Annotated in this window: 21 protein-coding genes and 1 pseudogene; 4 read left to right on the top strand and 18 right to left on the bottom strand. The window is 70.6% G+C overall.

Translation table 11 applies throughout. The features are described from left to right. Positions 1-152: 152 nt before the first annotated feature. The 4 genes from ABZ945_RS23445 to ABZ945_RS23460 all read right to left on the bottom strand — a co-directional run bounded on the left by ABZ945_RS23445 (position 153) and on the right by ABZ945_RS23460 (position 4,537). Positions 153-524 carry an FKBP-type peptidyl-prolyl cis-trans isomerase gene (locus tag ABZ945_RS23445; protein ID WP_361272781.1) on the bottom strand — a complete coding sequence of 124 codons (372 nt, stop codon included), beginning with the start codon at positions 522-524 and terminating at the stop codon, positions 153-155. A 99-nt stretch (positions 525-623) separates the two neighbouring features. Then, the gene (locus ABZ945_RS23450; RefSeq protein ID WP_361272784.1) at positions 624-1,607 is read right to left on the bottom strand and encodes an FKBP-type peptidyl-prolyl cis-trans isomerase; all 984 of its coding nucleotides are present in this window, start codon (positions 1,605-1,607) and stop codon (positions 624-626) included. Positions 1,608-1,882: 275 nt separating this feature from the next. After that, positions 1,883-3,244, bottom strand: a complete 1,362-nt coding sequence (gene pafA / locus ABZ945_RS23455) for a Pup--protein ligase (RefSeq protein ID WP_361272786.1) — start codon at positions 3,242-3,244, stop codon at positions 1,883-1,885. A 9-nt stretch (positions 3,245-3,253) separates the two neighbouring features. Further along, positions 3,254-4,537 (bottom strand): MFS transporter, encoded by a 1,284-nt coding sequence (locus ABZ945_RS23460; protein WP_361272789.1) that lies wholly within the window; start codon positions 4,535-4,537, stop codon positions 3,254-3,256. A gap of 445 nt (positions 4,538-4,982) precedes the next feature. Here ABZ945_RS23460 and ABZ945_RS23465 point away from each other — a divergent pair. Further along, positions 4,983-5,987 (top strand): annotated as a pseudogene (locus ABZ945_RS23465) (LacI family DNA-binding transcriptional regulator); the annotation flags it as partial. Positions 5,988-6,503: 516 nt separating this feature from the next. On the opposite strand, the gene prcA reads toward ABZ945_RS23465, so the two are convergent. The 5 genes from prcA to arc form a co-directional block, all read right to left on the bottom strand. After that, positions 6,504-7,256 carry a proteasome subunit alpha gene (prcA, locus tag ABZ945_RS23470; protein WP_361272791.1) on the bottom strand — a complete coding sequence of 251 codons (753 nt, stop codon included), beginning with the start codon at positions 7,254-7,256 and terminating at the stop codon, positions 6,504-6,506. Positions 7,257-7,323: 67 nt separating this feature from the next. After that, positions 7,324-8,172: a proteasome subunit beta gene (prcB, locus tag ABZ945_RS23475; RefSeq protein WP_248635058.1), complete on the bottom strand. Its 849-nt coding sequence runs from the start codon at positions 8,170-8,172 to the stop codon at positions 7,324-7,326. Positions 8,173-8,491: 319 nt separating this feature from the next. Then, positions 8,492-8,710, bottom strand: coding sequence for a ubiquitin-like protein Pup (locus tag ABZ945_RS23480; RefSeq protein ID WP_361272794.1), 219 nt, complete (start codon positions 8,708-8,710; stop codon positions 8,492-8,494). Between the two features lie 198 nt (positions 8,711-8,908). Next, complete coding sequence (gene dop, locus ABZ945_RS23485; protein ID WP_361272797.1) at positions 8,909-10,420, bottom strand: depupylase/deamidase Dop; 1,512 nt, start codon at positions 10,418-10,420, stop codon at positions 8,909-8,911. 331 nt (positions 10,421-10,751) lie between these two features. Further along, a complete protein-coding gene (arc, locus tag ABZ945_RS23490; RefSeq protein WP_248635056.1) occupies positions 10,752-12,518 on the bottom strand; it encodes a proteasome ATPase in 1,767 nt (588 codons plus the stop codon). A gap of 232 nt (positions 12,519-12,750) precedes the next feature. On the opposite strand from arc, the gene ABZ945_RS23495 reads away from it, so the two are divergent. Then, positions 12,751-13,062 carry a ferredoxin gene (locus ABZ945_RS23495; RefSeq protein WP_361272801.1) on the top strand — a complete coding sequence of 104 codons (312 nt, stop codon included), beginning with the start codon at positions 12,751-12,753 and terminating at the stop codon, positions 13,060-13,062. Between the two features lie 126 nt (positions 13,063-13,188). Here the strand turns inward: ABZ945_RS23495 and ABZ945_RS23500 are convergent, their stop codons facing one another. The 3 genes from ABZ945_RS23500 to ABZ945_RS23510 all read right to left on the bottom strand — a co-directional run bounded on the left by ABZ945_RS23500 (position 13,189) and on the right by ABZ945_RS23510 (position 16,151). Then, a complete protein-coding gene (locus tag ABZ945_RS23500; protein WP_361272803.1) occupies positions 13,189-13,779 on the bottom strand; it encodes a hypothetical protein in 591 nt (196 codons plus the stop codon). Between the two features lie 239 nt (positions 13,780-14,018). Next, a complete protein-coding gene (locus ABZ945_RS23505) occupies positions 14,019-14,915 on the bottom strand; it encodes a tRNA (adenine-N1)-methyltransferase (RefSeq protein WP_248635053.1) in 897 nt (298 codons plus the stop codon). A 102-nt stretch (positions 14,916-15,017) separates the two neighbouring features. Then, positions 15,018-16,151, bottom strand: coding sequence for a site-2 protease family protein (locus ABZ945_RS23510; protein ID WP_361272954.1), 1,134 nt, complete (start codon positions 16,149-16,151; stop codon positions 15,018-15,020). Positions 16,152-16,402: 251 nt separating this feature from the next. On the opposite strand from ABZ945_RS23510, the gene ABZ945_RS23515 reads away from it, so the two are divergent. After that, positions 16,403-17,530 (top strand): PD-(D/E)XK nuclease family protein, encoded by a 1,128-nt coding sequence (locus tag ABZ945_RS23515; protein ID WP_361272805.1) that lies wholly within the window; start codon positions 16,403-16,405, stop codon positions 17,528-17,530. Positions 17,531-17,643: 113 nt separating this feature from the next. Continuing rightward, positions 17,644-18,315 carry a response regulator transcription factor gene (locus ABZ945_RS23520; protein ID WP_361272808.1) on the top strand — a complete coding sequence of 224 codons (672 nt, stop codon included), beginning with the start codon at positions 17,644-17,646 and terminating at the stop codon, positions 18,313-18,315. Between the two features lie 60 nt (positions 18,316-18,375). Here the strand turns inward: ABZ945_RS23520 and ABZ945_RS23525 are convergent, their stop codons facing one another. The 6 genes from ABZ945_RS23525 to ABZ945_RS23550 all read right to left on the bottom strand — a co-directional run bounded on the left by ABZ945_RS23525 (position 18,376) and on the right by ABZ945_RS23550 (position 23,805). Next, complete coding sequence (locus ABZ945_RS23525) at positions 18,376-18,858, bottom strand: hypothetical protein (protein WP_361272811.1); 483 nt, start codon at positions 18,856-18,858, stop codon at positions 18,376-18,378. Positions 18,859-18,904: 46 nt separating this feature from the next. Beyond that, positions 18,905-19,411, bottom strand: coding sequence for a helix-turn-helix transcriptional regulator (locus ABZ945_RS23530; RefSeq protein WP_361272813.1), 507 nt, complete (start codon positions 19,409-19,411; stop codon positions 18,905-18,907). 97 nt (positions 19,412-19,508) lie between these two features. Then, positions 19,509-20,639: a hypothetical protein gene (locus ABZ945_RS23535; RefSeq protein WP_361272816.1), complete on the bottom strand. Its 1,131-nt coding sequence runs from the start codon at positions 20,637-20,639 to the stop codon at positions 19,509-19,511. Positions 20,640-20,994: 355 nt separating this feature from the next. Further along, a complete protein-coding gene (locus ABZ945_RS23540; RefSeq protein WP_361272818.1) occupies positions 20,995-22,089 on the bottom strand; it encodes a DUF4238 domain-containing protein in 1,095 nt (364 codons plus the stop codon). A 184-nt stretch (positions 22,090-22,273) separates the two neighbouring features. After that, positions 22,274-22,834 carry a peptide deformylase gene (locus tag ABZ945_RS23545; RefSeq protein ID WP_361272821.1) on the bottom strand — a complete coding sequence of 187 codons (561 nt, stop codon included), beginning with the start codon at positions 22,832-22,834 and terminating at the stop codon, positions 22,274-22,276. After that, the gene (locus ABZ945_RS23550) at positions 22,831-23,805 is read right to left on the bottom strand and encodes a helix-turn-helix transcriptional regulator (RefSeq protein ID WP_361272823.1); all 975 of its coding nucleotides are present in this window, start codon (positions 23,803-23,805) and stop codon (positions 22,831-22,833) included. Before ABZ945_RS23550 ends, ABZ945_RS23545 begins: the two co-directional genes overlap by 4 nt. Positions 23,806-23,845: the final 40 nt, after the last annotated feature.

Here is a 23,845-nt window from a genome sequence, read left to right on the forward strand (position 1 = left end):
GGCGGACGCCCGGATCGACGCGGCGAAGCCGGGCGCCAACGGCGCCCCGGCGACGGGCGACACGCCGGCGGCCGGCCCGTCCGCACGGGCGTGCGGACGGCGGGGGCTGTTCACCGGGTGCGGGGAAGGGTCGTCCCCGCGGCCGGGACCGGTCAGACGTCGATCAGGTCGCAGACGAAGATCAGGGTCTCGCCCGGGGCGATCCGGCCGCCGGCGCCGCGGTCGCCGTAGGCGAGGTGCGCGGGGATGACCAGCTGGCGGCGGCCGCCGACCTTCATGCCCTGGACGCCCTTGTCCCAGCCCGGGATGACCTGGCCGACGCCGAGCTGGAACTGCAGCGGGGTGCCGCGGTTCCAGGAGGAGTCGAACTCCTCACCGGTGGAGAAGGCCACGCCCACGTAGTGGACCTTGACCGTGTCCCCGGCCTTGGCCTCCCGGCCGTCGCCCTCCCAGATGTCCTTGATCTCCAGGTCCTTCGGCGGCTCGCCGCCGGGGAAGTCGACCTCGGGCTTCTCGATGCTCACGGAAACGTGCTCCTTGGCTGGTGTACCGGTGTGCTGATCGCTGGTACCGGTGTGCTGATCGGTCAAACCGGCACAGTCTTACATCCTCGCGTACCCGTCCTACAGCTTGGCGAGGATGTCGAGGGAGAAGACGAGAGTGGAGTTGGCCGGGATGTCCCCGGATGCCTTGTCGCCGTAGCCCAGCTCCGGCGGCACGACCAGCATCACGCGGCTGCCGACCTTCTTGCCGGCCAGGCCCTGCTGCCAGCCCTTGATGAGGTTGGCCAGCGGGAACTGGGCCAGCTCACCGCTCTTGTAGCTGGAGTCGAACTCCTTGCCGCCGTCCCACAGCACGCCCTTGTACTGGAGCAGCAGCTTGTCGGTCGGCTTCACCGCCTCGCCGTCGCCCTCCAGGATGTACTCGGCGACCAGCTTCTTGGGCGCGGCGCCCTTGGGCACCTCGATGGAGGGGGCCTTGCCGTCGGTGTTGGTGCCGACCTTGGGCAGCGCCGCGTCGTCCTGCGGCACCGCCTTGCCCTTGGCGGAGCTCTTGCCGCTGAAGGCGTCGCGGATGTCGACCACGAAGACCAGGGTGTCGGTGCCCTTGATGCCGGCCTGCGGGTTGCCCTGGGTGCCGTAGCCGAGGGCCGGCGGAATGGCCAGCTCCACTCGGCTGCCGACCCGCTTGCCGGGCAGTGCCTGGTCCCAGCCAGGGATGAGCTGGCCGACGCCGATGGCCATGGTGAGCGGCACGCCGCGATCGTAGGAGTTGTCGAACACCTTGGCGCTGTCCCAGATCTGGCCGAGGTAGTCGAACTGGAGGACATCGCCCTTGGCGACCCGCGGTCCGCTGCCCTCCACGACCGTCTTGACCGCGAGGTCCGCCGACGGCTTGCCCGGCCCCTTGGCGACGGTGGGCTTCTCACCGAACTTGGTGCCGGCGGTGATGGCGGGCAGCGGACCGTCCACCGTCTTCGCCGAATCCTGGGGCGCGGGCGAGGAAGGGCTGTCCCCGGTCTCGGCCTTGTCGGACGAACCGTCGCCGCAGCCGGCGAGGGCGAGCAGGCCGGCGGGGGCGGCGAAGAGCAGTGAGCGACGTCGCACGGGATGCCTCGTAATCTGTGGGGTCGAGTGGACGAGGGATGTCGCGCAACTGTACTTACTCCCCCTGTCCGGTGTGCGGCCCACCGGCCCGACTCCCTCCGCCGGGGCCCGTATCCGCCGCTGCCGGCCGGGAGACGGCGGGAGACGACGGACAGACGGCGGGAGGGCCACCCGGAGTGTCCCGGGCGGCCCTCCCGCCGTACTGGTCGCTCACCGGCTCTGCGGCCGTACCGGTCAGTCGCCGGCCCTCTCGCCGTACCGGCCGCTCACCGCCCTCACATACCGGCGATCAGCTTCTCCACCCGGTCGTCCACCGACCGGAAGGGGTCCTTGCACAGCACGGTGCGCTGCGCCTGGTCGTTGAGCTTGAGGTGGACCCAGTCGACGGTGAAGTCCCGGCGCTGCTCCTGGGCGCGGCGGATGAAGTCGCCGCGCAGCCGAGCCCGGGTGGTCTGCGGGGGCACCGACTTGCCCTCGAAGATCTTCAGGTCGTTGCAGATCCGGGCGGCCTGGCCCCTCTTCTCCAGCAGGTAGTACAGGCCCCGGCGGCGGTGGATGTCGTGGTAGGCGAGGTCTATCTGCGCGACCCTCGGGTTCGACATGGTCATGTTGTGCTTGGCGCGGTAGCGCTCCAGCAGCTTGTACTTCATGACCCAGTCGATCTCGGTGCCGATCCGGTCGAGGTCCTCCTCCTCGATGGCGTCGAGGGTGCGGCCCCACAGCTCCAGGACCTGGGCGACGGTGCCGGTGCGGATGCCGCGCCGGTCGACGAAGTCCGCGGCCTTCTCGTAGTACTCGCGCTGCACCTCCAGCGCGGAGGCCTCGCGCCCGCTGGCCAGGCGGACCTTGCGGCGGCCGGTGATGTCGTGGCTGACCTCGCGGATGGCCCGGATCGGGTTCTCCAGGGTGAGGTCGCGCATGACGGTGCCCGCCTCGATCATGCGCAGCACCAGGTCGGTGGCGCCGACCTTGAGCAGCATGGTCGTCTCGGACATGTTGGAGTCGCCGACGATGACGTGCAGCCGGCGGTAGCGCTCGGCGTCGGCGTGCGGTTCGTCGCGGGTGTTGATGATGGGCCGGGAGCGGGTGGTGGCGGAGCTGACGCCCTCCCAGATGTGCTCGGCGCGCTGGCTGACGCAGTAGACGGCACCGCGCGGGGTCTGGAGCACCTTGCCGGCGCCGCACAGCAGCTGCCGGGTGACCAGGAAGGGGATGAGGATGTCCGCGAGGCGGGAGAACTCGCCGTGCCGGGCGACGAGGTAGTTTTCGTGGCAGCCGTAGGAGTTCCCGGCCGAGTCGGTGTTGTTCTTGAAGAGGTAGACGTCGCCCGCGATGCCCTCCTCGTGCAGGCGGCGCTCGGCGTCGACGAGCAGCCCCTCAAGGATGCGCTCACCGGCCTTGTCGTGGGTGACGAGCTCGGTCACGTTGTCGCATTCGGGGGTGGCGTATTCCGGATGCGAGCCGACGTCCAGATAGAGGCGGGCGCCGTTGCGCAGGAAGACGTTGCTGCTGCGGCCCCATGACACGACACGGCGGAAGAGGTAGCGCGCCACTTCGTCAGGAGACAGTCGGCGCTGTCCCCTGAACGTGCACGTGACGCCGTACTCGTTCTCCAGCCCGAAAATGCGGCGGTCCATGACTAGACATTACGCCTGATGCGGTTCGCTGAAACCGGCTTCGGCGCCCTCGATTCGATCATTTTCCGCACCGCTCGCTTCAGAAGCGGCCACAACGGCGGCCGAGGGCGGTGGAGCCGCCAGGACCCGGACGGTCACCAGCAGCACCAGCAGCGCGGCGAACCCGCCGGCGCCCGCGACGGCGAACCCGGCGGTGGTGCCGGACCATTCGACCATCGGCCCGGCGACGGCCGAACCGCCGGCCGCGCCCACCCCGAAGGTGGTGACCAGCCAGGAGAACGCCTCGGTGACCGTGCCGCGCGGGGCCTGCCGGTCCACCACCACGAAGGCACAGGCCAGCACCGGCGCCAGGAACACCCCGGAGAGCGCGGCCAGCGCGGTCATCGCGGCGGTGCCCGGGGTGAGCATCAGCGGCAGGTAGCAGACCGCGAGCAGGCCCACCAGCACCCGCAGCCGCCGCTCGGCCGGGCCCGCCCACTGGCGCGCCCCGTACAGCGTCCCGCCCACCAGGGCGCCCAGCCCCAGGGCCGCCATCAGCCACCCGTACACGGCCTCCCGTCCGGCCTCCTCGGCGTACGCGTAGCCGGCGACCGTGATCGAGCCCAGGGCCAGCCCCACGAAGAAGAACGAGCCGAGCAGGGCGAGCAGCCCCGGCGAGCGCAGCGCGCCCAGCCAGTGCGCCTCGCGCGGCGCGCTGCGCCAGCTGCGGGAGGGCCGGGAAACCACCACGGAGAGCGCCCCGAGCACTCCCAGGCCGTTGACCACCAGCAGGGCGGCGGCCGGCGACCAGAGCGCGACCAGCAGGGTGATCAGCAGCGGGCCGACGGTGAACATGACCTCCTGGGCGACCGCGTCCAGCGCGTACGCCCGGTGGACCTGGTCCGGCTTGCCCAGCACGCTCGGCCACAGCGCCCGCAGGCCGCCCTCCAGCGGCGGGGTGAACAGCCCGGCCACCGCGACCGCCGCGTAGGCCGGCGCCAGCGGATCGGTGCCGACCGCCACCAGCAGCGTCATCCCCAGCGCGGACAGCAGCGCGGCGGGGAACTGCACCCGCGGCTGGCCGTACAGGTCGACGGCGCGCCCCAGCAGTGGCTGCCCGATGGCGTTCCCGAGTCCGTAGACGGCCGACAGCCCGGCGGCCAGGGTGTAGCTGCCGCCCTCGGCCCGGGTGAACACCATGATCGCGATCGGTCCGGTGCCGTTCGGCAACCGGCCGACCAGGGTGCCCACCAGCAGGCGCAGCGCGTGCGGTGCCCTCAGAAGTTCGGCATATCCGCCCGCCGCGCCGCCCATGCGCCACCCCTCTCCCCCAGCCGCTCGGCGGGGTTTTACGTATAACTCCTCCACCATACGTACCATGTCGGCATCCCCGCGGTCCATTCCGCGGCCCGTTCCGGCCACGCCCGAACGGCCCCGTCCGGACCCCGCGACCGACCCACCGGCACCGACCCACAACGCGGAGGCGTGCGTGCACCACCCCCCGGCGGACCAGCCACCCCCCGCGGACTCCCCCACCCCTCCGCCACCCCCCTCCCCCCCAGCGGAGCACCCCCCTTCAGCCGAGGACCAGCCCTCATCGGAGCACCCCCCTCCGGCCGAGCACCAGCCTTCACCGGAGCAGCCCCCGGCCTCACCGTCGGCGGACCAGCCCTCCTCCCCCTCGGACCGCCTCCCGACCGACCCCGCTCCCCGGAGCCGCCCCCAAGCCTCCGTCCGCCCCCCGGCCGCCCGCTCCTCCTCCCAGCCCACCAGCCGGGACGTCGCCCGGACCGCCGGGGTGTCCCAGGCCACGGTCTCGCTGGTGCTGGGGGACAAGTGGCGCGGACGGGTCTCCGAGCGCACCGCCGAGCTGGTACGGGCCGCCGCCGCGGAGCTGGGCTACCGGCCCAACCAGGCCGCCCGCAGCCTGCGCCTCGGGCGCACCCGCACCGCCCTGCTGGTGGTCCCGGCGCTCACCAACGAGTTCTTCGCCCGGGTCTACACCGGTGCGGCCGCGGTCGCCGAACGCCATGACTTCGGCGTCGTGCTGTACCCCTCCCCCGAGGGCATCGGCCCGGCCCGCGACCCGTTCGACTCGGCCCGGGCCTCCTTGGACGGGGTGATCGCCTCCTCGATGGCGGCCGCGGCGCTGCGGATGATCCGGGGCACCGATCTGCCGCTGGTGATGCTGGACAGCGACCCGGCCGACCCGGACGCGGCGGCCTGCGTCAACCTGGCCATCGCCGACGGGGTGCGCCAGATCGCCGACCACCTGCTGGGCCTGGGCCACCGCCGCTTTCTGCACCTCTCCTCGGCCGTCCCCTCCTGGACCTTCGTGGAGCGCGCCCGGGTGCTGGCCGCCCGGCTGGACGGCCTCCCCGGCGTCTCGCTGCGCACCGCCTCCGCCCCGCTGAACGTCACAGCCGCGCTGGAGGCCGCCGAGCGCGCCCTCTCCGCCCCGGGTCCGCGCCCCACGGCCGTGGTCTGCGACGACGACATCATGGCCGCGGGCGCCTGCAAGGCGGTGCGGCGGCTCGGGCTGCGCGTCCCGGAGGACGTCTCCGTCACCGGCTTCGACGACCTGGCGCTGGCGTCGGCCGTCGAGCCCGAGCTGACCACGGTCGCCCTGCCCGCCGAACAGGTGGGCGCGCGCGGCATGGAGGCCCTGCTCGCCGTGCTGGCGGGGGACCCGCCGGCCGCCGCCGACCTCCCTGTCGCCCTGGTCCCCCGCGGCTCCACCGGCCCCGCGCCGGGCGGCGACTGACCCCGGAACCTTTTCCGGCTACCCCGGGCGACGGCTGACCCCGAAACCTTTCCGGCTACCCCGGGGCCATTCCCGGCTGGCGTCCGTACCCCCATGCCCCTTGTCTCGCCCTCGGTGCCTCCTTCCTACTCAGGCAACGAGTGGGGGGTGGGCGGAAGTGCCGGTTCCGCGGAAGTGGCGAGAGTTCGCCATACCGCCCTACCGCGCTGGCGGCGCCCGGTCTGCCCGCACCAGGCCGGATGTGCCGGCGCCCCACCCGGGCCTGCCTCGGACCCACGAGCCCGGTCCCACCCGGGCCTGCTCCGCACCGACGGGCCGGGCCCGACCGAGGGCTGGGCCTCCAAGCGGGGCCCCCGAGAGCATCTCGCCCCCGGCCCCGTAACGCCCTGCGCCCCCGGACCGCGGGGTGCCGCGGTCCGGGGGCGCCCAGTGAGTGGGTGGGGATGGAGGACGGAAGCTGCCCCGGCCCCTGATCCGCCGGAGGCCGACCCTCCGGCTGCTTGCCGGCCGCGGGGGCTAGTCCTCGGGCTCCTCGTCGGAGGGGGCGTCGGTGGGGGCGGTGGCGGCGGAGTCGGTGTCCAGGAGGCGGGAGAGCTGGCGGCCGACGATGCGCTTGAACTTGCGCTGCTGGGGGCGGGTGCGGTCCAGTACGGCCACCTCCAGGCGCTCGGCGGGGATCTCCCGCTCGCCGCCGTTGGTGTCCCGGGAGAGCGCCTGCACGGCCAGCTTCAGGGCCTCGGCGAGGGACATGCCGTCCCGGTGGCGCTGGTCGAGGAAGCTGCTGATCTGCTCGGCGTTGCCGCCGACCGCGACCGAGCCGTGCTCGTCGACGATGGAGCCGTCGTGCGGGAGGCGGTAGATCTGGTCGCCCTCGGGGGAGGTGCCGACCTCGGCGACGACGAGCTCCACCTCGTAGGGCTTCTCACCGGCGCTGGAGAAGATCGTGCCCAGGGTCTGGGCGTAGACGTTGGCCAGGCCGCGGGCCGTGACGTCGTCCCGGTCGTAGGTGTAGCCGCGCAGGTCGGCGTAGCGGACGCCGCCGATCCGGAGGTTCTCGTACTCGTTGTACTTGCCGGCCGCGGCGAAGCCGATCCGGTCGTAGATCTCGCTGAACTTGTGCAGGGCGCGGGAGGGGTTCTCGCCGACGAAGACGATGCCGTCGGCGTACTGCAGCACGCAGAGGCTGCGGCCGCGGGCGATGCCCTTGCGGGCGTACTCCGCCCGGTCCTGCATGGCCTGGGCGGGCGAGACATAGAACGGCGTCGTCACCGGCTGTCCGTTCCTTTCTTCAGGGGCGTGGGAGCGGGCGCACCGCGCAGCGGCGGTTGCGGGAACGTCACAGCAGTGCGGCGCGCGGGCCGTCCGGCTCGGCGAGGCGGCGCTCCAGGATGGAGCGGGCGATCTCGGAGGACTCGGCGTCGGTGAGGCGGCGGAAGCCGTCCTCGGTGATCACGGTGACGATGGGGTAGATCCGGCGGGCCACGTCGGGGCCGCCGGTGGCCGAGTCGTCGTCGGCGGCGTCGTAGAGCGCCTGGACGACGGCGGTGATCACCTGCTCCTCGGTGAGGTCCTCGCGGTAGAGCTTCTTCAGCGAGCCGCGGGCGAAGATGGAGCCGGAGCCGGTGGCCGCGTACCCCTGCTGCTCCTCGGAGCGGCCGCCGGTGACGTCGTAGCTGAAGATGCGGCCCTTGTCGCGGTCCACGTCGTAGCCGGCGAAGAGCGGGACGACGGCCAGGCCCTGCATGGCCATGCCGAGGTTGCCGCGGATCATGGTGGAGAGGCGGTTGGCCTTGCCCTCCAGGGAGAGCTGGACGCCCTCGACCTTCTCGAAGTGCTCCAGCTCCAGCTGGAACAGCTTGACCATCTCCACCGCGAGGCCGGCGGTGCCGGCGATGCCGACCGCGGAGTACTCGTCGGCGGGGAAGACCTTCTCGATGTCGCGCTGGGCGATCATGTTGCCCATGGTGGCGCGCCGGTCGCCGGCGAGCACCACGCCGCCGGGGAAGGAGGCGGCCACGATCGTGGTGCCGTGCGGGGCCTCGATGGCGCCCTGCACCGGCGGCAGGGTGCGCTTGCCGGGCAGCAGCTCCGGCGAGTGGTCGGACAGGAAGTCCATGAAGGACGAGGAGCCCGGCGTCAGGAAGGCCGCCGGCAGACGCCCGGTGCTACGAGGGTTGGCTTCCACGCGTTTCCTTCCGAAAGAGGCGGCGGCCCGCCGCGCCGCGGCGGTCGGGCCGATCATGCGTGCTGTGCACGGGACCTTACCCGCGCTGCTGCCGCTCATCCGCCCTGGTGCCGGCGGCTTTGACCGCCGGCAGCCAGGCGGCGGGGGCGCGGCCGCCGCCCGTCCGAGGGGCCGGATCGCCTCCGGCCCTCCGGGACGGGTGCCCATCCGCCCGTGCGGACGGGTTACGCCCGCCCATGCTGACGGGCGCCCGCCGGCCCCCGTGGACGGCTTACCGCCCGTCCGCGCGGATGGGCTTGCGGCGGCCCTCCGCCGCGGGCTACTGCCCGCCCTTCTGCACGAAGGAGCGCACGAAGTCCTCGGCGTTCTCCTCCAGGACGTCGTCGATCTCGTCCAGGACGGAGTCGACGTCGTCGGAGAGCTTCTCCTGGCGCTCCTTGAGCTCCTCGGAGGCCTGCGCGTCCTGCGTCTGCTCCTCGGTCTCCTCGGTGGAACGCGTGGCCTTCTGCTGACCGCCGCCGGTGTCCTTGGTCGCCATATCCCTCACCCCGCTCGGTATGCCCGCTTGGTTCGGTCCTTCAAGATCAGACCCTACAAGGAGGGTCCGACAACGGCCCCCGGTTTCCTTGACCGGTTTCCTCGGCGAGGATCCCGGCGTCCGGGGGCCATGGTCATGATTCCCGGCCGGGGGCCTTTTGCACCCTCCGGCCGGTGCCGGCCGGGAAACGCTTCCGGCTCAGTTGCCGGAGAGTACGCGGACCAGCTCCTCGGCGCTGCGGCAGCGGTCCAGCAGGTCCTTGACGTGCTCCTTCGTCCCGCGCAGCGGTTCCAGGGTGGGCACCCGCTGGAGCGAGTCCCGGCCCGGCAGGTCGAAGATCACCGAGTCCCAGGAGGCGGCGGCCACATCGTCGGCGTACTGCTCCAGGCAGCGGCCGCGGAAGTAGGCGCGGGTGTCCTCCGGAGGGTTGGTGCGGGCCCGCTCGACCTCGTCCTCGGTCAGCAGCCGCTTGATCCGCCCGCGGGCCGCCAGCCGGTTGTAGAGGCCCTTGTCGGGGCGTACGTCGGCGTACTGGAGGTCCACCAGGTGCAGCCGGGCCGCGTCCCAGTCCAGGTCGTCCCGGCGCCGGTAACCCTCCATGAGCTCCCGCTTGGCGACCCAGTCCAGCTCGCCGGCCAGGCTCATCGGGTCGGTCTCCAGCCGCCGCAGGGTGTCCTCCCAGCGGTCCAGCACGTCCATGGTCTGCGCGTCGGCGTCGGCGCCGAACCGGTTCTCCACGTACTTACGGGCCAGCTCGCAGTACTCCATCTGAAGCTGCACCGCGGTGAGTGTGCGGCCGTTGCGCAGGGTGATCAGGTACTGGAGGGACGGGTCGTGGGAGACCTGGTGCAGGGTGCGTACCGGCTGGTCGACGGCGAGGTCGACGGTGACGAAACCGTCCTCGATCATGGACAGCACCAGGGCGGTGGTGCCCAGTTTGAGGTAGGTGGAGATCTCCGAGAGGTTGGCGTCGCCGATGATCACATGGAGGCGGCGGTACTTCTCGGCGTCGGCGTGCGGCTCGTCGCGGGTGTTGATGATGGGCCGCTTGAGGGTGGTCTCCAGGCCGACCTCGACCTCGAAGTAGTCGGCGCGCTGGCTGATCTGGAAGCCGTGCTCGCGGCCGTCCTGGCCGATGCCGACCCGGCCGGCGCCGGTGACGACCTGCCGGGAGACGAAGAACGGCGTGAGGTGGCGCACGATGTCCGAGAACGGGGTCTCCCGTTTCATCAGGTAGTTCTCGTGCGTGCCGTAGGACGCGCCCTTGTTGTCGGTGTTGTTCTTGTACAGGTGGATCGGCTGGGCGCCGGGCAGGGCGGCGGCCCGTTCGGCGGCCTCGGCCATGATCCGCTCGCCGGCCTTGTCCCAGAGCACGGCGTCGCGCGGGTTGGTGATCTCCGGCGAGCTGTACTCGGGGTGGGCGTGGTCCACGTAGAGCCGGGCGCCGTTGGTGAGGATCACGTTGGCCAGGCCGATGTCCTCGTCGGTGAGCTGGCTGGAGTCGGCGGCCTCACGGGCGAGGTCGAAGCCGCGGGCGTCCCGCAGCGGGTTCTCCTCCTCGAAGTCCCAGCGGGCGCGGCGCGCCCGGTGCATCGCCGCCGCGTAGGCGTTGACGATCTGGGACGAGGTGAGCATGGCATTGGCGTTCGGGTGGCCGGGGACGGAGATCCCGTACTCCGTCTCGATGCCCATTACTCGCCGTACGGTCATGCGGCCCTCCTTGCCCGGCGGCGCTCCCCTGCCGGGAACGGCGCTCAAGTACCGCTGGGTGCTCCGATGCGATGTGCGGTGTCCGTCCCCGCACTGCGCGACCCGGCGGTACGGACGAGCCTAGAACGCCTCTGCGCTGGTGGGGAGATCGATTGCGTCATTGTGCGGTGGTACCGCGGGGTCCCCGCGGCTTGATCACGACGGTGGTGCGGGGCGATCACGACCCTGGTGGCGGGCCGGGGCCCCGTAGACGCCAACCGGCTGCGGATGCCCTCCCCCCGCCCGGAGGGGCGGGGATGGTCGGGGGCACCCGCAGCCGGAAGGCGACTGACTACAGGTACTGGCCGGTGTTGGCGACCGTGTCGATGGAGCGACCGGTGTCGGCGCCCTGCTTTCCGGTGACGAGGGTGCGGATGTAGACGATCCGCTCGCCCTTCTTTCCGGAGATGCGGGCCCAGTCGTCCGGGTTGGTGGTGTTGGGCAGGTCCTCGTTCTCCTTGAACTCGTCCACGCAGGCCTGGAGGAGGTGGGAGACCCGAAGGCCCTTCTGGTTGTGGTCGAGGAAGGCCTTGATGGCCATCTTCTTCGCCCGGTCCACGATGTTCTGGATCATGGCGCCGGAGTTGAAGTCCTTGAAGTACAGGACCTCCTTGTCACCGTTGGCGTAGGTGACCTCCAGGAACCGGTTCTCCTCGGACTCCGCGTACATCTGCTCCACGACCGACTGGATCATGGCGTGGACGGCGGCCGGCTTGGAGTCGCTGTGCTCCGAGACGTCGTCCGCGTGCAGCGGGAGCGAGGAGGTCAGGTACTTGGCGAAGATGTCCTTGGCGGCCTCCGCGTCCGGACGCTCGATCTTGATCTTCACATCGAGGCGGCCGGGGCGCAGGATCGCGGGGTCGATCATGTCCTCGCGGTTGGAGGCGCCGATGACGATGACGTTCTCCAGGCCCTCCACACCGTCGATCTCGGCGAGCAGCTGCGGGACGATGGTGTTCTCCACGTCCGAGCTGACACCGGAGCCGCGGGTGCGGAAGAGGGACTCCATCTCGTCGAAGAAGACGATGACGGGGGTGCCCTCGGAGGCCTTCTCACGGGCCCGCTGGAAGACCAGGCGGATGTGCCGCTCGGTCTCGCCGACGTACTTGTTCAGCAGCTCGGGGCCCTTGATGTTGAGGAAGTACGACTTCCCCGCGGGCTGCCCGGTGACCTCGGCGACCTTCTTGGCGAGCGAGTTGGCGACCGCCTTGGCGATCAGCGTCTTGCCGCAGCCGGGCGGGCCGTAGAGCAGGATGCCCTTGGGCGGCCGCAGCTCGTGCTCCTTGAAGAGGTCGGGGTAGAGGTAGGGCAGCTCGACCGCGTCGCGGATCAGCTCGATCTGGTTGCCCAGGCCGCCGATCTTGTCGTAGTCGACGTCCGGGACCTCTTCGAGGACGAGCTCCTCGACCTCGCTCTTGGGGATGACCTCGTAGACGTAGCCGGAGCGGGGTTCCAGCAGCAGGGCGTCGCCGGGGCGGATGGTGGTGTCCAGCAGCGGCTCGGCGAGCCGTACCACCCGCTCCTCGTCGGTGTGCCCGAGCACCAGGGCCCGCTCGCCGTCCTCCAGGATCTCCTTGAGGGTGACGATGTCCCCGGCCCGCTCGAACTCCATGGCCTCGACCACGTTGAGCGCCTCGTTGAGCATGACCTCCTGGCCGCGCCGCAGGCCCTCCAGGTCGACACTGGGGCTCACGTTCACCCGGAGCTTGCGGCCCCCGGTGAAGATGTCGCAGGTGCCGTCCTCGTTCGCGGTCAGGAAGACCCCGAAGCCGGCGGGCGGCTGCGCCAGCCGGTCGACCTCCTCCTTGAGGGCCACGATCTGGTCGCGGGCCTCACGGAGCGTGTTCGCCAGGCGTTCGTTCTGCGCGGACACGCCGGCCAGGTTGGTCTGCAGCTCGACGATCCGCTCCTCGAGAATCCTCGTGTGGCGCGGAGAGTCGGCGAGCTTGCGTCGCAGGACGGCGATCTCCTGCTCTAGGTAGGCAACCTGACCGGCGGGGTCTTCAGACCCCCGCCCCGGCCGGATGCCGCGGTTGATGTCGTCGTCGTGGGCTGCCACGGTCCTCACCTCCTCCAAGGGGAGCTGGACGCTTCCTGACCCTACCTGGGTGGGTGATGATTGAAACCCCTAGATCACAAAGACCTGGGGGAGTGTCCGATCTTCACCCTTGCGCTGCCCCTCACTGCCAGGGGGATACCCACCCATCGGCGTTCGAAAGCGGTCGGTTGTATCGTCGGGTGGGCCAACACCCTGCGGGGGTGGCCGGACTTAACCGACGGAGCTGGGAGATATGACCGTGCAGCAGGACGCTCGGGCCGAGGGCGCCGACCAGGCGCTGGAGGTCTGGATCGACCAGGACCTGTGCACCGGGGACGGGATCTGCGCGCAGTACGCCCCCGAGGTCTTCGAGCTGGACATCGACGGTCTGGCGTATGTGAAGAGCGCCGACGACGAGCTGCTCCAGGACAGCGGGGCGACCACACCGGTACCGCTGCCGCTGCTCCAGGACGTGGTGGACTCCGCCAAGGAGTGTCCCGGCGACTGCATCCATGTACGGCGCGTTTCGGACAGGGTCGAGGTCTACGGTCCTGACGCGGAGTGACCGTCCCGGCGCCCCGCTGAGGCGGGTTCCGCCACGGCCTCCGGCCCGTATCCGTGGTGCACGGGTACGGGCCGTCGTCGTACCCGGTGCCGTTCCTGGTGGGCTACGGGGAGGGGCGGGCCCTTCTCAGACGGCCCTCGGCAGCCCGGCCCCGCTCCCGCTCCCCGTGTCCTTTCCGGTACGGAGGAAGGCGCCGTTGCGCCAGCGCCAGGTGACCGTCTCCCGGGTGTCCGGGCAGCACCGGGGCACGCTCACCGAGGAGTAGCCGAGCAGCACGGCGGTGACCGCGCCGCCGTCCGCGCTCAGGGCGCCGAGGCTGAGGCGTTCGGCCGGGTCCACCAGGGTGGCCACCACCCGGGCGCCGCCCTTCCCGTCGCCCGCCAGGACGTACAGCCCGCTCGGCGGGGTGCCGGAGCCCGCGGCGCAGCGGACCTCGGCGACCGTCTCGGGCCGCCGGTCGCCGTCGAGGTCGCCCGAGGCCCGGCGGACCACCGTGGTGGGGGCGCCGGCGCAGTCCAGGGGGTACGGGACCGAGGCCGCCCCCGGGGCCGGTGCGGGCGCCGGTGCGGGGGTCCGGGCCGGCGGGGTGGCGGTGGCGGTGCCCGCCCCGGTGTCCAGCAGCGCGGCGCCGGCGACCACCGCGGCCGTCGCCGCGAGGGTGGCGAGCCACTGCCACGGTCGGGTACGGGTGTGGGCGGGCGCGGCGGGGCTGGGCACGCGGGCTGCTCCTGGGGTCCGGACGGCAGGCGGAGGGGGTGGCGGCGGTCGGGAGGTGGCCAGCATCGTGCCATACGGGCTCATCGGCCGGACATGGCGGGGACGGGTGAAGCAGGCGCGAAGACGGCCCGAACATGGGGGCGCCGCCGCCGGGTTCTCCCGGTCGTCGGGGAACTCGGCGGCGGCGTCGCGGTGTTGCCTGCGTAATGCGGGGTGCGTGGTGCGGGGTGGAGGCGGGGTCAGCCCCGGGGCTGGCTGTTGGGGCCCTCGTAGTCCTCGCCGTAGGCGCCCTTGGCCGGACGGCGGCGGCGCATCGGCGGCTCGACGCCGTCCGCGAGGCGGCGGGCGGTGACCAGGAAGCCGGTGTGGCCGATCATGCGGTGGTCCGGGCGTACCGCCAGGCCCTCCACATGCCAGTTGCGGATCATCGACTCCCAGGGCTGCGGCTCCGCGTAGCAGCCGATCTCGCGGATGGACTCCACGGTCCGGGCGAGCTGGGTGGTGGTGGCCACGTAGCAGCAGACGATGCCGCCGGGGACGAGGGCCTTGGAGACGGCCTCCAGGCACTCCCAGGGGGCGAGCATGTCCAGGATGACCCGGTCCACATCGGTGTCGACGAGGTTGTCCTGTAGGTCGCCGACGGTCAGCTGCCAGGCCGGGTGGGGGCCGCCGAAGTAGCGCTCGACGTTCCCCTTGGCGATCTCGGCGAAGTCCTCGCGGCGCTCGTAGGAGTGGAGCATGCCCTGGTCGCCGATGGCGCGCAGCAGAAAGCTGCTGAGCGAGCCCGAGCCCACCCCGGCCTCCACGACGCGGGCGCCGGGGAAGATGTCGGCGAAGGCCAGGATCTGCCCCGCGTCCTTGGGGTAGACCACGGCGGCGCCGCGGGGCATGGACAGGACATAGTCGGGGAGCAGGGGGCGCAGCGCGAGGTAGGCGACGTTTCCCGTGGTTCGGACAACACTGCCCTCGGGGGCGCCGATCAGCTCGTCATGCGGGAAAGAACCCTTGTGGGTGTGGAAGTTCTTCCCGGCTTCGAGCGTGAACGTGTAGTGGCGTCCCTTGGGGTCGGTGAGCTGGACCTGGTCCCCGACCTTGAAGGGCCCGCGTCGGCGGGCGGCACCGGTCGGTTCGGACATACGGGCAGCTTATCAAGGGCACACGGCCCCTTCCGGCCGCCTCCGGCACCCCGCCGTACGGCCTGCTCCCGGCGGGTTGTCTGCCGGTTTCCGGCCGGCCGCTCAGTCGGACTTGCGGGCCATCGCCTGGACGAAGGCGCGCTCCACGTCGGCGGTGGACAGCACCCCGTAGACCGCGCCGCTCTCCTCGGTCACCAGGTACTCGGTGGCGGGGTGGGAGCGGAGCCGGTCGAGGAGGGGTTCGCCGGCGAGTTCGGCGGGGATGCGCATGCCCTCGGCGAGGTCCTGGGCGAGGCCGCCGACGGCGACCCAAGGGCGGCGGTGCTGGGGGACGCCGACGATGGCGGTCTCCCGGACGATGGCGGTGGGCTCGCCCTGGCCGTCGACCACGACGAGGGCGCGGGCGCCGGCCTCGTTGGCGCGGCGGAGCCCCTCGGAGAGCGGGGTGTCGGCGGCGACCGGGACGGCGCGGCGGGTCAGCGCGCGGGCGCGCAGCTCGGGCAGGTGCTCCCGGAGCCGGGCCATCCGCAGGCTGTTGCCGGCACCGGTCCAGATGATCGCGGCGAGGATGGCGGCGAGCAGGGCGTCGGTGACGGTCTCCATGCCGCCGATGTCCCCGCTGTCGTTGCCGAGGATGCCGGTGTGGGTGATGAGCGGCAGCCCGATCAGGACGGCGACGGCGAGGGCGCGGCCGATCCAGGCGGCGGCGATGGTGCCGCTCATGGGCTTGCCGGTGATCTTCCAGACGACGGCGCGCAGCATCCGGCCGCCGTCCAGCGGCAGCCCGGGCAGCAGGTTGAACACGGCGACGATCAGGTTGGAGACCATCAGCCCGGCGACCAGTACCCCGGGGACGGTGCCGGGCTCGACCGCGTAGAGGGCGGCGTAGAAGACCCCGGCGAGGACCAGGGAGAGCAGCGGGCCGACGAAGGCGAGGACGAACTCGCGGCCGGGGGTCTCGGTCTCCTTCTCGATCTCGGAGACGCCGCCGAAGAACTGGAGCTGGATACGGCGCACCGGGAGCTTGAAGCGGAGCGCGGCGATGGTGTGGGCCAGTTCGTGGACGAGTACGGAGGCGTAGAAGGCGACCGCGAAGAAGAGGGAGACGAGGTAGCGGAGGTTGCCCAGCTCGGGCAGGACGCGCTCGATCTGGTCGCCGAAGACCCAGGTGATGAGGGCGGCGACGAGGAACCAGCTGGGGGCGACGTAGACCGGCACGCCGAAGGGGCGGCCCATCAGCAGGCCGCCGCCCTCCCCGGTCCGCCGCGGCTTGCCGCCGCCTTGGGGCTGGTCGCCGGGGGACCGGTCACCGGAGCTGTGTTCCGCCGTGGAGTCGGACCGCGGGCGGGGGTGCCCGCCGCTCTCGTCGTCCTTGTTCACGAGGTCCCTTCGGTGTGAGACGTCACACCACGATCATGCAGTGTGGGGGGTTCTGGCGTCGATGGTATGCCGCTCGCTGTCAGTGGCGGGCCGTAGGGTTCTTCACCATGAGCACGAGTCCCCGTCCGCAGCCGGGCGAGCCCGAGGCGGAGCACGGCCCGGAGGGTGGCGGCACCGCCGCCGCTCCGGCGCACTCCGCGGCCCCGGACCTGGAGCCGGGCCCCGGCCCGGTTTCGGCCCCGGACCCGGCCCCGGCCTCGGCGGTCGCGGTGGCCGCCCCGGCCGAGCCCAAGCCGTCCTCCGAGTCGGATGGCGGCACTCAGGAGGCCGACGGTCCGGTCACCGGCGGACCGGATGCGGGCGCCCCGATCACCGTCGGTCCGGACGCTGTCCGTCCGGTCACCGTCGGGGCGCGGGCGCCGGTGTCCCTCTCCCCCTCCCGGGCGAACGACTTCATGCAGTGCCCGCTGCTGTACCGCTTCCGGGTGATCGACCGGCTGCCGGAGAAGCCGAGCGAGGCGGCGACCCGCGGCACGCTGGTGCACGCGGTGCTGGAGCGGCTGTTCGACGCCCCGGCCGCGGAGCGGACCGTTCCGCGGGCCAAGGAGCTGCTGCCCGGGCAGTGGGCGAAGCTGCTTCAGGCGCGGCCGGAGCTGGCGGCGCTGTTCGCCGGCGACCCGGAGGGCGCGCGGCTGGCCCGTTGGCTGGGCGAGGCCGAGGCGCTCGTGGAGCGGTGGTTCACGCTGGAGGATCCGACCCGGCTGGAGCCCGCCGAGCGGGAGCTGTTCGTGGAGGCGGAGCTCGACTCGGGGCTGAAGCTGCGCGGGGTGATCGACCGGGTGGACGTGGCCCCCACCGGCGAGGTGCGGATCGTCGACTACAAGACGGGCAAGGCCCCGCGCCCGGAGTACCGGGACGGGGCGCTGTTCCAGATGACCTTCTACGCGCTGGTGGTCTGGCGGCTGAAAAGGGTCATCCCGCGCCGGTTGCAGCTGGTGTACCTGGGCAGCGGCGAGGTGCTGACCTACGACCCGGTGGAGGCGGACCTGCGGCGGGTGGAGCGGAGGCTGCTGGCGCTGTGGGACGCCATCGCGCACGCCACCGCGACCGGCGACTGGCGGCCCCGGCCGACGAAGCTGTGCGGCTGGTGTGATCACCAGGAGCACTGCCCGGAGTTCGGCGGCACTCCCCCGGTCTATCCCCTGCCGGTGCTCCCCTCCCAGCGCTCCGGCTGACCCTGTCGCCTCTCCCCCGGGCTGCTCCCCCCGGGGCTCCACCCCCGGGCGGATGCCACGGCCCGTACGCCCCAAGGCAGAATGGGCAAGGTCAGCCGAATGAAGGAGTATCCGTGACCATCCGCGTCCTGCTGGTCGACGACCAGCCCCTGCTGCGCACCGGCTTCCGGATGATCCTGGAGGCGGAGCAGGACATCGCGGTCGTGGGCGAGGCCGGGGACGGTCTCCAGGCGCTCGACCAGGTCCGGGCGCTCCAGCCCGACGTGGTGCTGATGGACATCCGGATGCCGCGGATGGACGGTGTGGAGGCCACCCGCCAGATCACCGGCCCCGGTCGGGACGGTCCGGCGAAGGTGCTGGTGCTGACCACCTTCGACCTCGACGAGTACGTGGTGGAGGCGCTGCGCGCCGGGGCCAGCGGCTTTCTGCTGAAGGACGCCCCGGCCGGCGAGCTGGTACAGGCGATCCGGGTGGTGGCCGCCGGTGAGGCGATGCTCGCCCCGAGCATCACCCGCCGACTGCTGGACAAGTACGCCGACCACCTGCCCACCGGTGAGCAGCCGGTCCCGGACGCCCTGAACACCCTCACCGACCGCGAGGTGGAGGTCCTCAAGCTCGTCGCCCGCGGCCTGTCCAACGCGGAGATCGCCGCGGACCTGTTCGTCAGCGAGACCACGGTGAAGACCCATGTCGGCCATGTGCTGACCAAGCTGAGCCTGCGCGACCGCGTCCAGGCCGCGGTCTACGCCTACGAGAGCGGCCTGGTGCGCCCCGGCGCCCAGTAGCCGTCCCCCCCACGGCCCGCCCGGCACGCCCCCGCGGACCTGCGGTTTTCCGCGTCGCCCTCAGCCGACGGCCTTCTTCACCAGGGCGGTGATCCGCTCCTCCACCTCCGGGGTCAGCTCCCTCAGGGCGAAGGCGGTCGGCCACAGGGCGCCGTCGTCAAGCGCCGCCTCGTCGCTGAAGCCGAGCGTGGCGTATCTGGTGCCGAACTTCTGCGCGGCCTGGAAGTGGCAGAGGACCTTGCCGTCCTTGGTGTAGGCGGGCATCCCGTACCAGAGCTTGCCGGCCAGCGTGGGGGCCGCGGCCTTGACGAGGGCGTGGATCCGCTCGGCGAGGACCCGGTCCTCCTCCGGCAGCTCGGCGATCTTGGCCAGCATGTCCCGTTCCGCCGCGGCCTCCTTCTCGGCCTTGGTGCCGCGCCGCCTGGCCGCCTGCTTCTGCTCCTTGGCGTGCTCCTTCATCGCGGCCCGCTCCTCGGCGGTGAACCCGCCGTACTCCTCGGCGGAGGTGTCGGCGCTGTCGGCGGAGGGCTTGGTGCGCGGCATGGCGGTTCCTTTCGTCAGCTCGTACCGGAGTACGAGGTCATGCCCCTCACGCTAGGCGCTGCTCCCCCGCCCCGGCTTCTCGATTCCTGACCGGTCTGGTCACCTGCTTCGCCACACAGGCCGGCATCCCCTCCAGCGTGATCACCGGCCCTTCGGCCTCAACGCTCTCGGCCCCCGCGTCCGCCGCCCGGCGCCGGAAGGCCCCGGGCGACATCCCGACCAGCTCGGTGAAACGGGTGGTGAACGTGCCCAGCGACGCGCAGCCCACGGCGTAGCAGACCTCGGTGACGCTCAGATCACCGCGCCGCAGCAGCGCGGCGGCCCGCTCGATGCGCCGGGTCATCAGATACGCGTACGGCGACTCCCCGTACGCGGCCCGGAACTGCCGGCTGAGGTGCCCGGCGGAGATGTTCTCCCCTCGCGCCAGCGCCTCCACGTTCAGCGGCCGCGCGTACTCCCGGTCGATCCGGTCCCGAATCCGGCGCAGCCGCGCCAGATCCTCCAACCGCTGCGCCTCGACACGGGCGCCGCTCTGTCCCTGGGGTCGGCACATGGGGGCACGTCCCTTCGTCTCGGCGTCCGTGATGTGGACGGTGTATGTGAGGTGGACAGTGTGCACGGTGTGCTCCGTGACGCTGATGCTGTGCCGGTCACCCGTCGAAGCGCATCCAGTCGACAGGGAGGTCTGCCCACTGGTCCAGGGCGCTGCGATGGGTCGCGCCGGCCCAGACGTCGAATTCTTCGCCGTCCTCGCTACTGACCCGCACCACGAGGCCGGGAGCCACATAGAAGTGAGTGGGTGCCCATGGCCAGAAGGGGCGAAGAGGCACAGGGTGCAGTGCTTGAGTGAACCGCTCCATCTGCGCTGCCCCGAGCTTGCGGGGCAGGGCCAGGTAATCGGCGCCCAGGGCTGCCTCGAACAGGGAGAACTGCAGCAGGAATCCGCTGAGCGGTTCCTGTTCGGCAACCGGTTCCTCGTCGTTCTCGCGGAACCAGACGGTCGGATCGCTCTCGGTGTTCTCCATCGTCCACAGCAGCGACCAGAAGAACCCGCCCTGGTTCTCGACGCCGAAGACCAGTGTCTCTCCGAGCGGATCGCTGAGCAGGTCCGACTCGGGCAGGATCCTGTTCTGGGTGCCCAGCACGCCCGGCCGCCGCACCGAGATCCGGTACAGCTGCCGCAAGCCTTCCGGCAGGCGTGATGCCGCGGAGGAAAGCAGCTCGGTGCCGCCCGTGGCCGGGTACCAGCCCCTGAGGAACTGCTCAAGCGCCGCCGCACGGTCACCGTTCACGGCCCCGAGCCAGGCCAGATCCGGTAGGACAACCGGCGCTGACCGCGGCCGCACCCGGTCGAGGAGGTCCTTGCTCAAAGGCGTGTCGAGGAGCAGTTCGCAGTCGCTGAGCACACCGTCCACAGTGCCGGCCCGGCCCACATGCGCGGTGCCCAGATACAGGACTTCGTCTCCTGTACGGACCGCGATGTGGATCGGCGACATGTGCCGGTCCCCATCCCAGGCCGTACCCATCAGCCGCTCGGTGACCGTCGCGGGGGCAGGCCCGACCAGACGGACCGTCCCGGCGTTCCCCACGCCGCTCCTGTCGCCGGCGTCGTGCGCGTCCAAGGTGATCACCATGCCACCCGGGCCCATCACCACTCCGGCGCGTCCCACCATGTGGCGTACTGCTGTCGTCGGGCCGCCGATGAGCAGAGGCACGCGCTCCTCATCGAACACCCGTACCGGGAACGGCGAAACGGTGAGGGAAGAAGCCTGGTCGGTCATCCCCGCATCATGCTCGACGGCCGCCGGGCACGGTGCACGCCCCGTGCCGGGGAAGAAGACCGCACCCGGGTCATGGACGCCGTGCTCGGCGGACAGGGGACTGGGTGCGGATGGCCGGGCGGCCTGACCGGCGAAACCGCGGGTCAGGCCACCCAGGCGAAGGTCAGGCCTTCTTGATCTCCTAGTAACAGGCCGGGTCGGTGACCTGCGGGGATCTCCCCTACGGGGCGCTGACCTGGCCTTTTGCTGATGGCTGGCGATGGGGTGCGACGGTCATGATCGGGTGTCCTGCGGACTGTGTGCGGACTGGGGTGCTGTACCACGGTCGGTCACATCCGCCGGACGACTGCCGGCCTCACTTGTCAGCAGCCGGTCGACGGCGACCGGGAATTGGCCAAGCCAGGTCGTCAAGCGTCATGCCACTCTTTCGATCCCCGGGAGGGCCTGCCTGCGACATGGCCTGCAAGCTTGCTTCCGGAATCCCACTGAAAAGCCCTCTCTCGCTGACGAGTGCATCAATGCCAGGCACTGGAGGGTGGTCGCGCGCTAGAGGATGCGGCAGACGTATCCCCTCGAGTGGCAATTCTTCAGGATGATGATAGATGCACTTTCGAGCCCCCATGGCCGTTTCCTGGTTGATGCTTCGTGCAATCGCAGTCGTCCCCTCGACAGTGAAGTCAGGGATCTGCACGTTCTCCCGGAGGTTTTTGGGTCGGATTATTAGGGCGTGACGACGATTAAGTGGGACCAAGAACAGGTCAGCCGTGAAGATACCCACCCCCCGCCACGCTGGATAGTCGGGGGCAACAACAAGGGAAACCGGGTGGTCGGACGTGCTTATAGAGCGGCGCATGAACTTGAACAGCGTCCACTGGCAGTCATTGATGTAGGCAGAAGTTCCGGGTAGGAGGTCCCCCAGCAACTGAATATGATCGTTCGCATCGGCTGCCATGTCGGGACCACCTGGTTTCGTGAGGTCACGCCACTCGATGTCGAGCTCCTCATCGGAAACGTCCCGACACTCGGCCTTTTGAATGTGTGAGCGCAACGCCTCTTTCCCAGAGACTCCAACAATCAGTCGGATGAATTGCGCGTTGTGATTGGTTTGACTTTGCCGCACCTGCTCAGCCCTCAAGTACTGCAGCGCAACCCAGGTAGAGAAAGACTTCCGGCGCTCGCCATAGATAGGCCAAACCCCAGAAAGGATTAGCTTCAGCGCTTCGGCGGCCGAACCCTCAATTTTACTGAAGGCCCTCTCGAAGAAATCCGACAAGGACCCATCCGGGAGCGTTACCGTATAGAAGTCCTTAATTACACTCGCGTCGCCCGTCGAGAGAACGGGTCCAGAACTTCCGGGAAGTGCAACCCTGCGCACCCTTCCAGCATCGTCCGAAAATCCGTTCAAATAGAATCTGGAGACAGTATGTTGTCGTCGTATTCGATTAGTCAAGCTTCACACCTCAGCTTGATGCAGGAGGAAGACGGGCGACGAGATGAGGTAGCCCCGTTAGTGAACGAGAATATTCAAGAATGACATTAAGCCACAATCACGGTAGGTTTATCATCCCGCCAACTCGGAGCTCGGCTGCGCGAGGATTCCGTAAAAGCAAACACTTTTGCCACCGGTAGGCGACCTAGTATGTCCATGCCCGTCCAGTCTGCCGGTATTCTTCTACTGGGATTGGTCCCACGCTCTCCCTCATACGGGTGAGGTACAGCAGGCCGTCTAGGTGGTCAATCTCGTGGTGGACCAAGCGGGCGAGGGCCCGGTCGTACGCGGTAATGGCGGACTCGCCGGTCAGTGACATGGTCTCGACGGTGATCTTCAGGGGACGGGGGACGCGGCCGCGGACGTCGAAGAAGCTGAGGCAGCCCTCGTACTGCTCGTCCGTTTCGTCGGAACAGTCGGCGATTCTTGGGTTGAGGAGGATGATGGCGGGGGCGTCGTCCGGCGGCTGGACGACGGCAGCGGCTCGGCTGATGCCGATCTGCGGGGCGGCGATGCCCATGCCCTTGGCGAAGGGGTGGACCTGGACGATCCGCTCCATAGCGGCGAACAGCTCGTCGGTGATGCGCTCGGCCTCGTCGCGCTCGGCGGGCAGGTCGAAGGCGCGGGCCGGTTCGGTGAGGATGCCGGCGCCGAGCTGGACGACTCCGAGGTCTCGCATCTGCTGGCTGGGGCGCACCACGCTCACCTGAACTCCTTCTGATCCCTGTCGCGTTCGGGCCGGGCCCGGAACCGCCACTCAAGACGGTACCGAGCGTGCAGCGCGGGTGTGGCCGTGATCCATGTGAATCGTCGTAGTTCACCGTCGCCGCTCTGAACGGGCGCGGTCCGCAGTGGGGCAGCCTCGGCGGTCATGGAGGTCTCGGTGCCCCAGACGACAGGGTCGAGCGCGGCCGGGAAGGAGAGCTGGACTTCAAGGTGCTCGGTGGGCAGGCGGACGGCCCGCTGGAACCAGTTGCCCCACTTGTCGTCGGCGACGGTGTACGCGTACTCGATCCACACGGACTCGCCCGGGTAGAGGGGGAAGCGACCGTGTTCGTTGTCGAACAGCAGCCAGACTTCCTTGAAGGCGTCACGGTCGTGCTTGACCTCTCGGCGCATCGCCTCGCCGCGGCAGGTGGCCGTCAGGCTGAGCTCCTCCCAGGTCAACGGGTGGGCTCGGTAATGAGTGTTGGACTGCTCGGGGTCGCCGGGGTAGCGGTCGACGGAGATGCGCACCAGGTAGCGGGTCACCGGCTCGGTGCCGATGTTCCGCAGCAACCTGCGCATGGTGAGCCGGTAGGAGCGGCCGTCGTACGTCAGGTGGGCGGCGTCGTGCTCGACAAGGAGGGCGGAACCCGTCGCGTATGACTGCTCGGGTCGGTGCGGAGTCGGCGGGGTGGCGGGCGTGGGCCTGTTGCGGGTGCGGGCCTGCTCGTAGTCGCGCCAGCGGCGCCAGATCGCCTTCCCGGTGTTCAGGGCGTCGTCGGCGAGGCGGGCGAACTCCTCGCCGGGCTTGGTGCGGCCGGACTCCATGTGACTGACATAGGAGGGGTCGAAGCCCATGAGCTGGGCTAACGCCCGCTTGGACAGGCCGCGTACCTCCCGCCACCTCATGATCTCGGCCGCGAAGTCCTTCGCCGCCTGCTCGACGGTGATCTCCTCGTTGTGCGCTTCCATCGAGCCTCGCCCCGCGTCGCGTGCTGGTGACCATGAATGA

Origin of the sequence: Streptomyces sp. NPDC046887 (assembly GCF_040644755.1) — a bacterium.
Classification (GTDB): domain Bacteria; phylum Actinomycetota; class Actinomycetes; order Streptomycetales; family Streptomycetaceae; genus Streptomyces; species Streptomyces lichenis.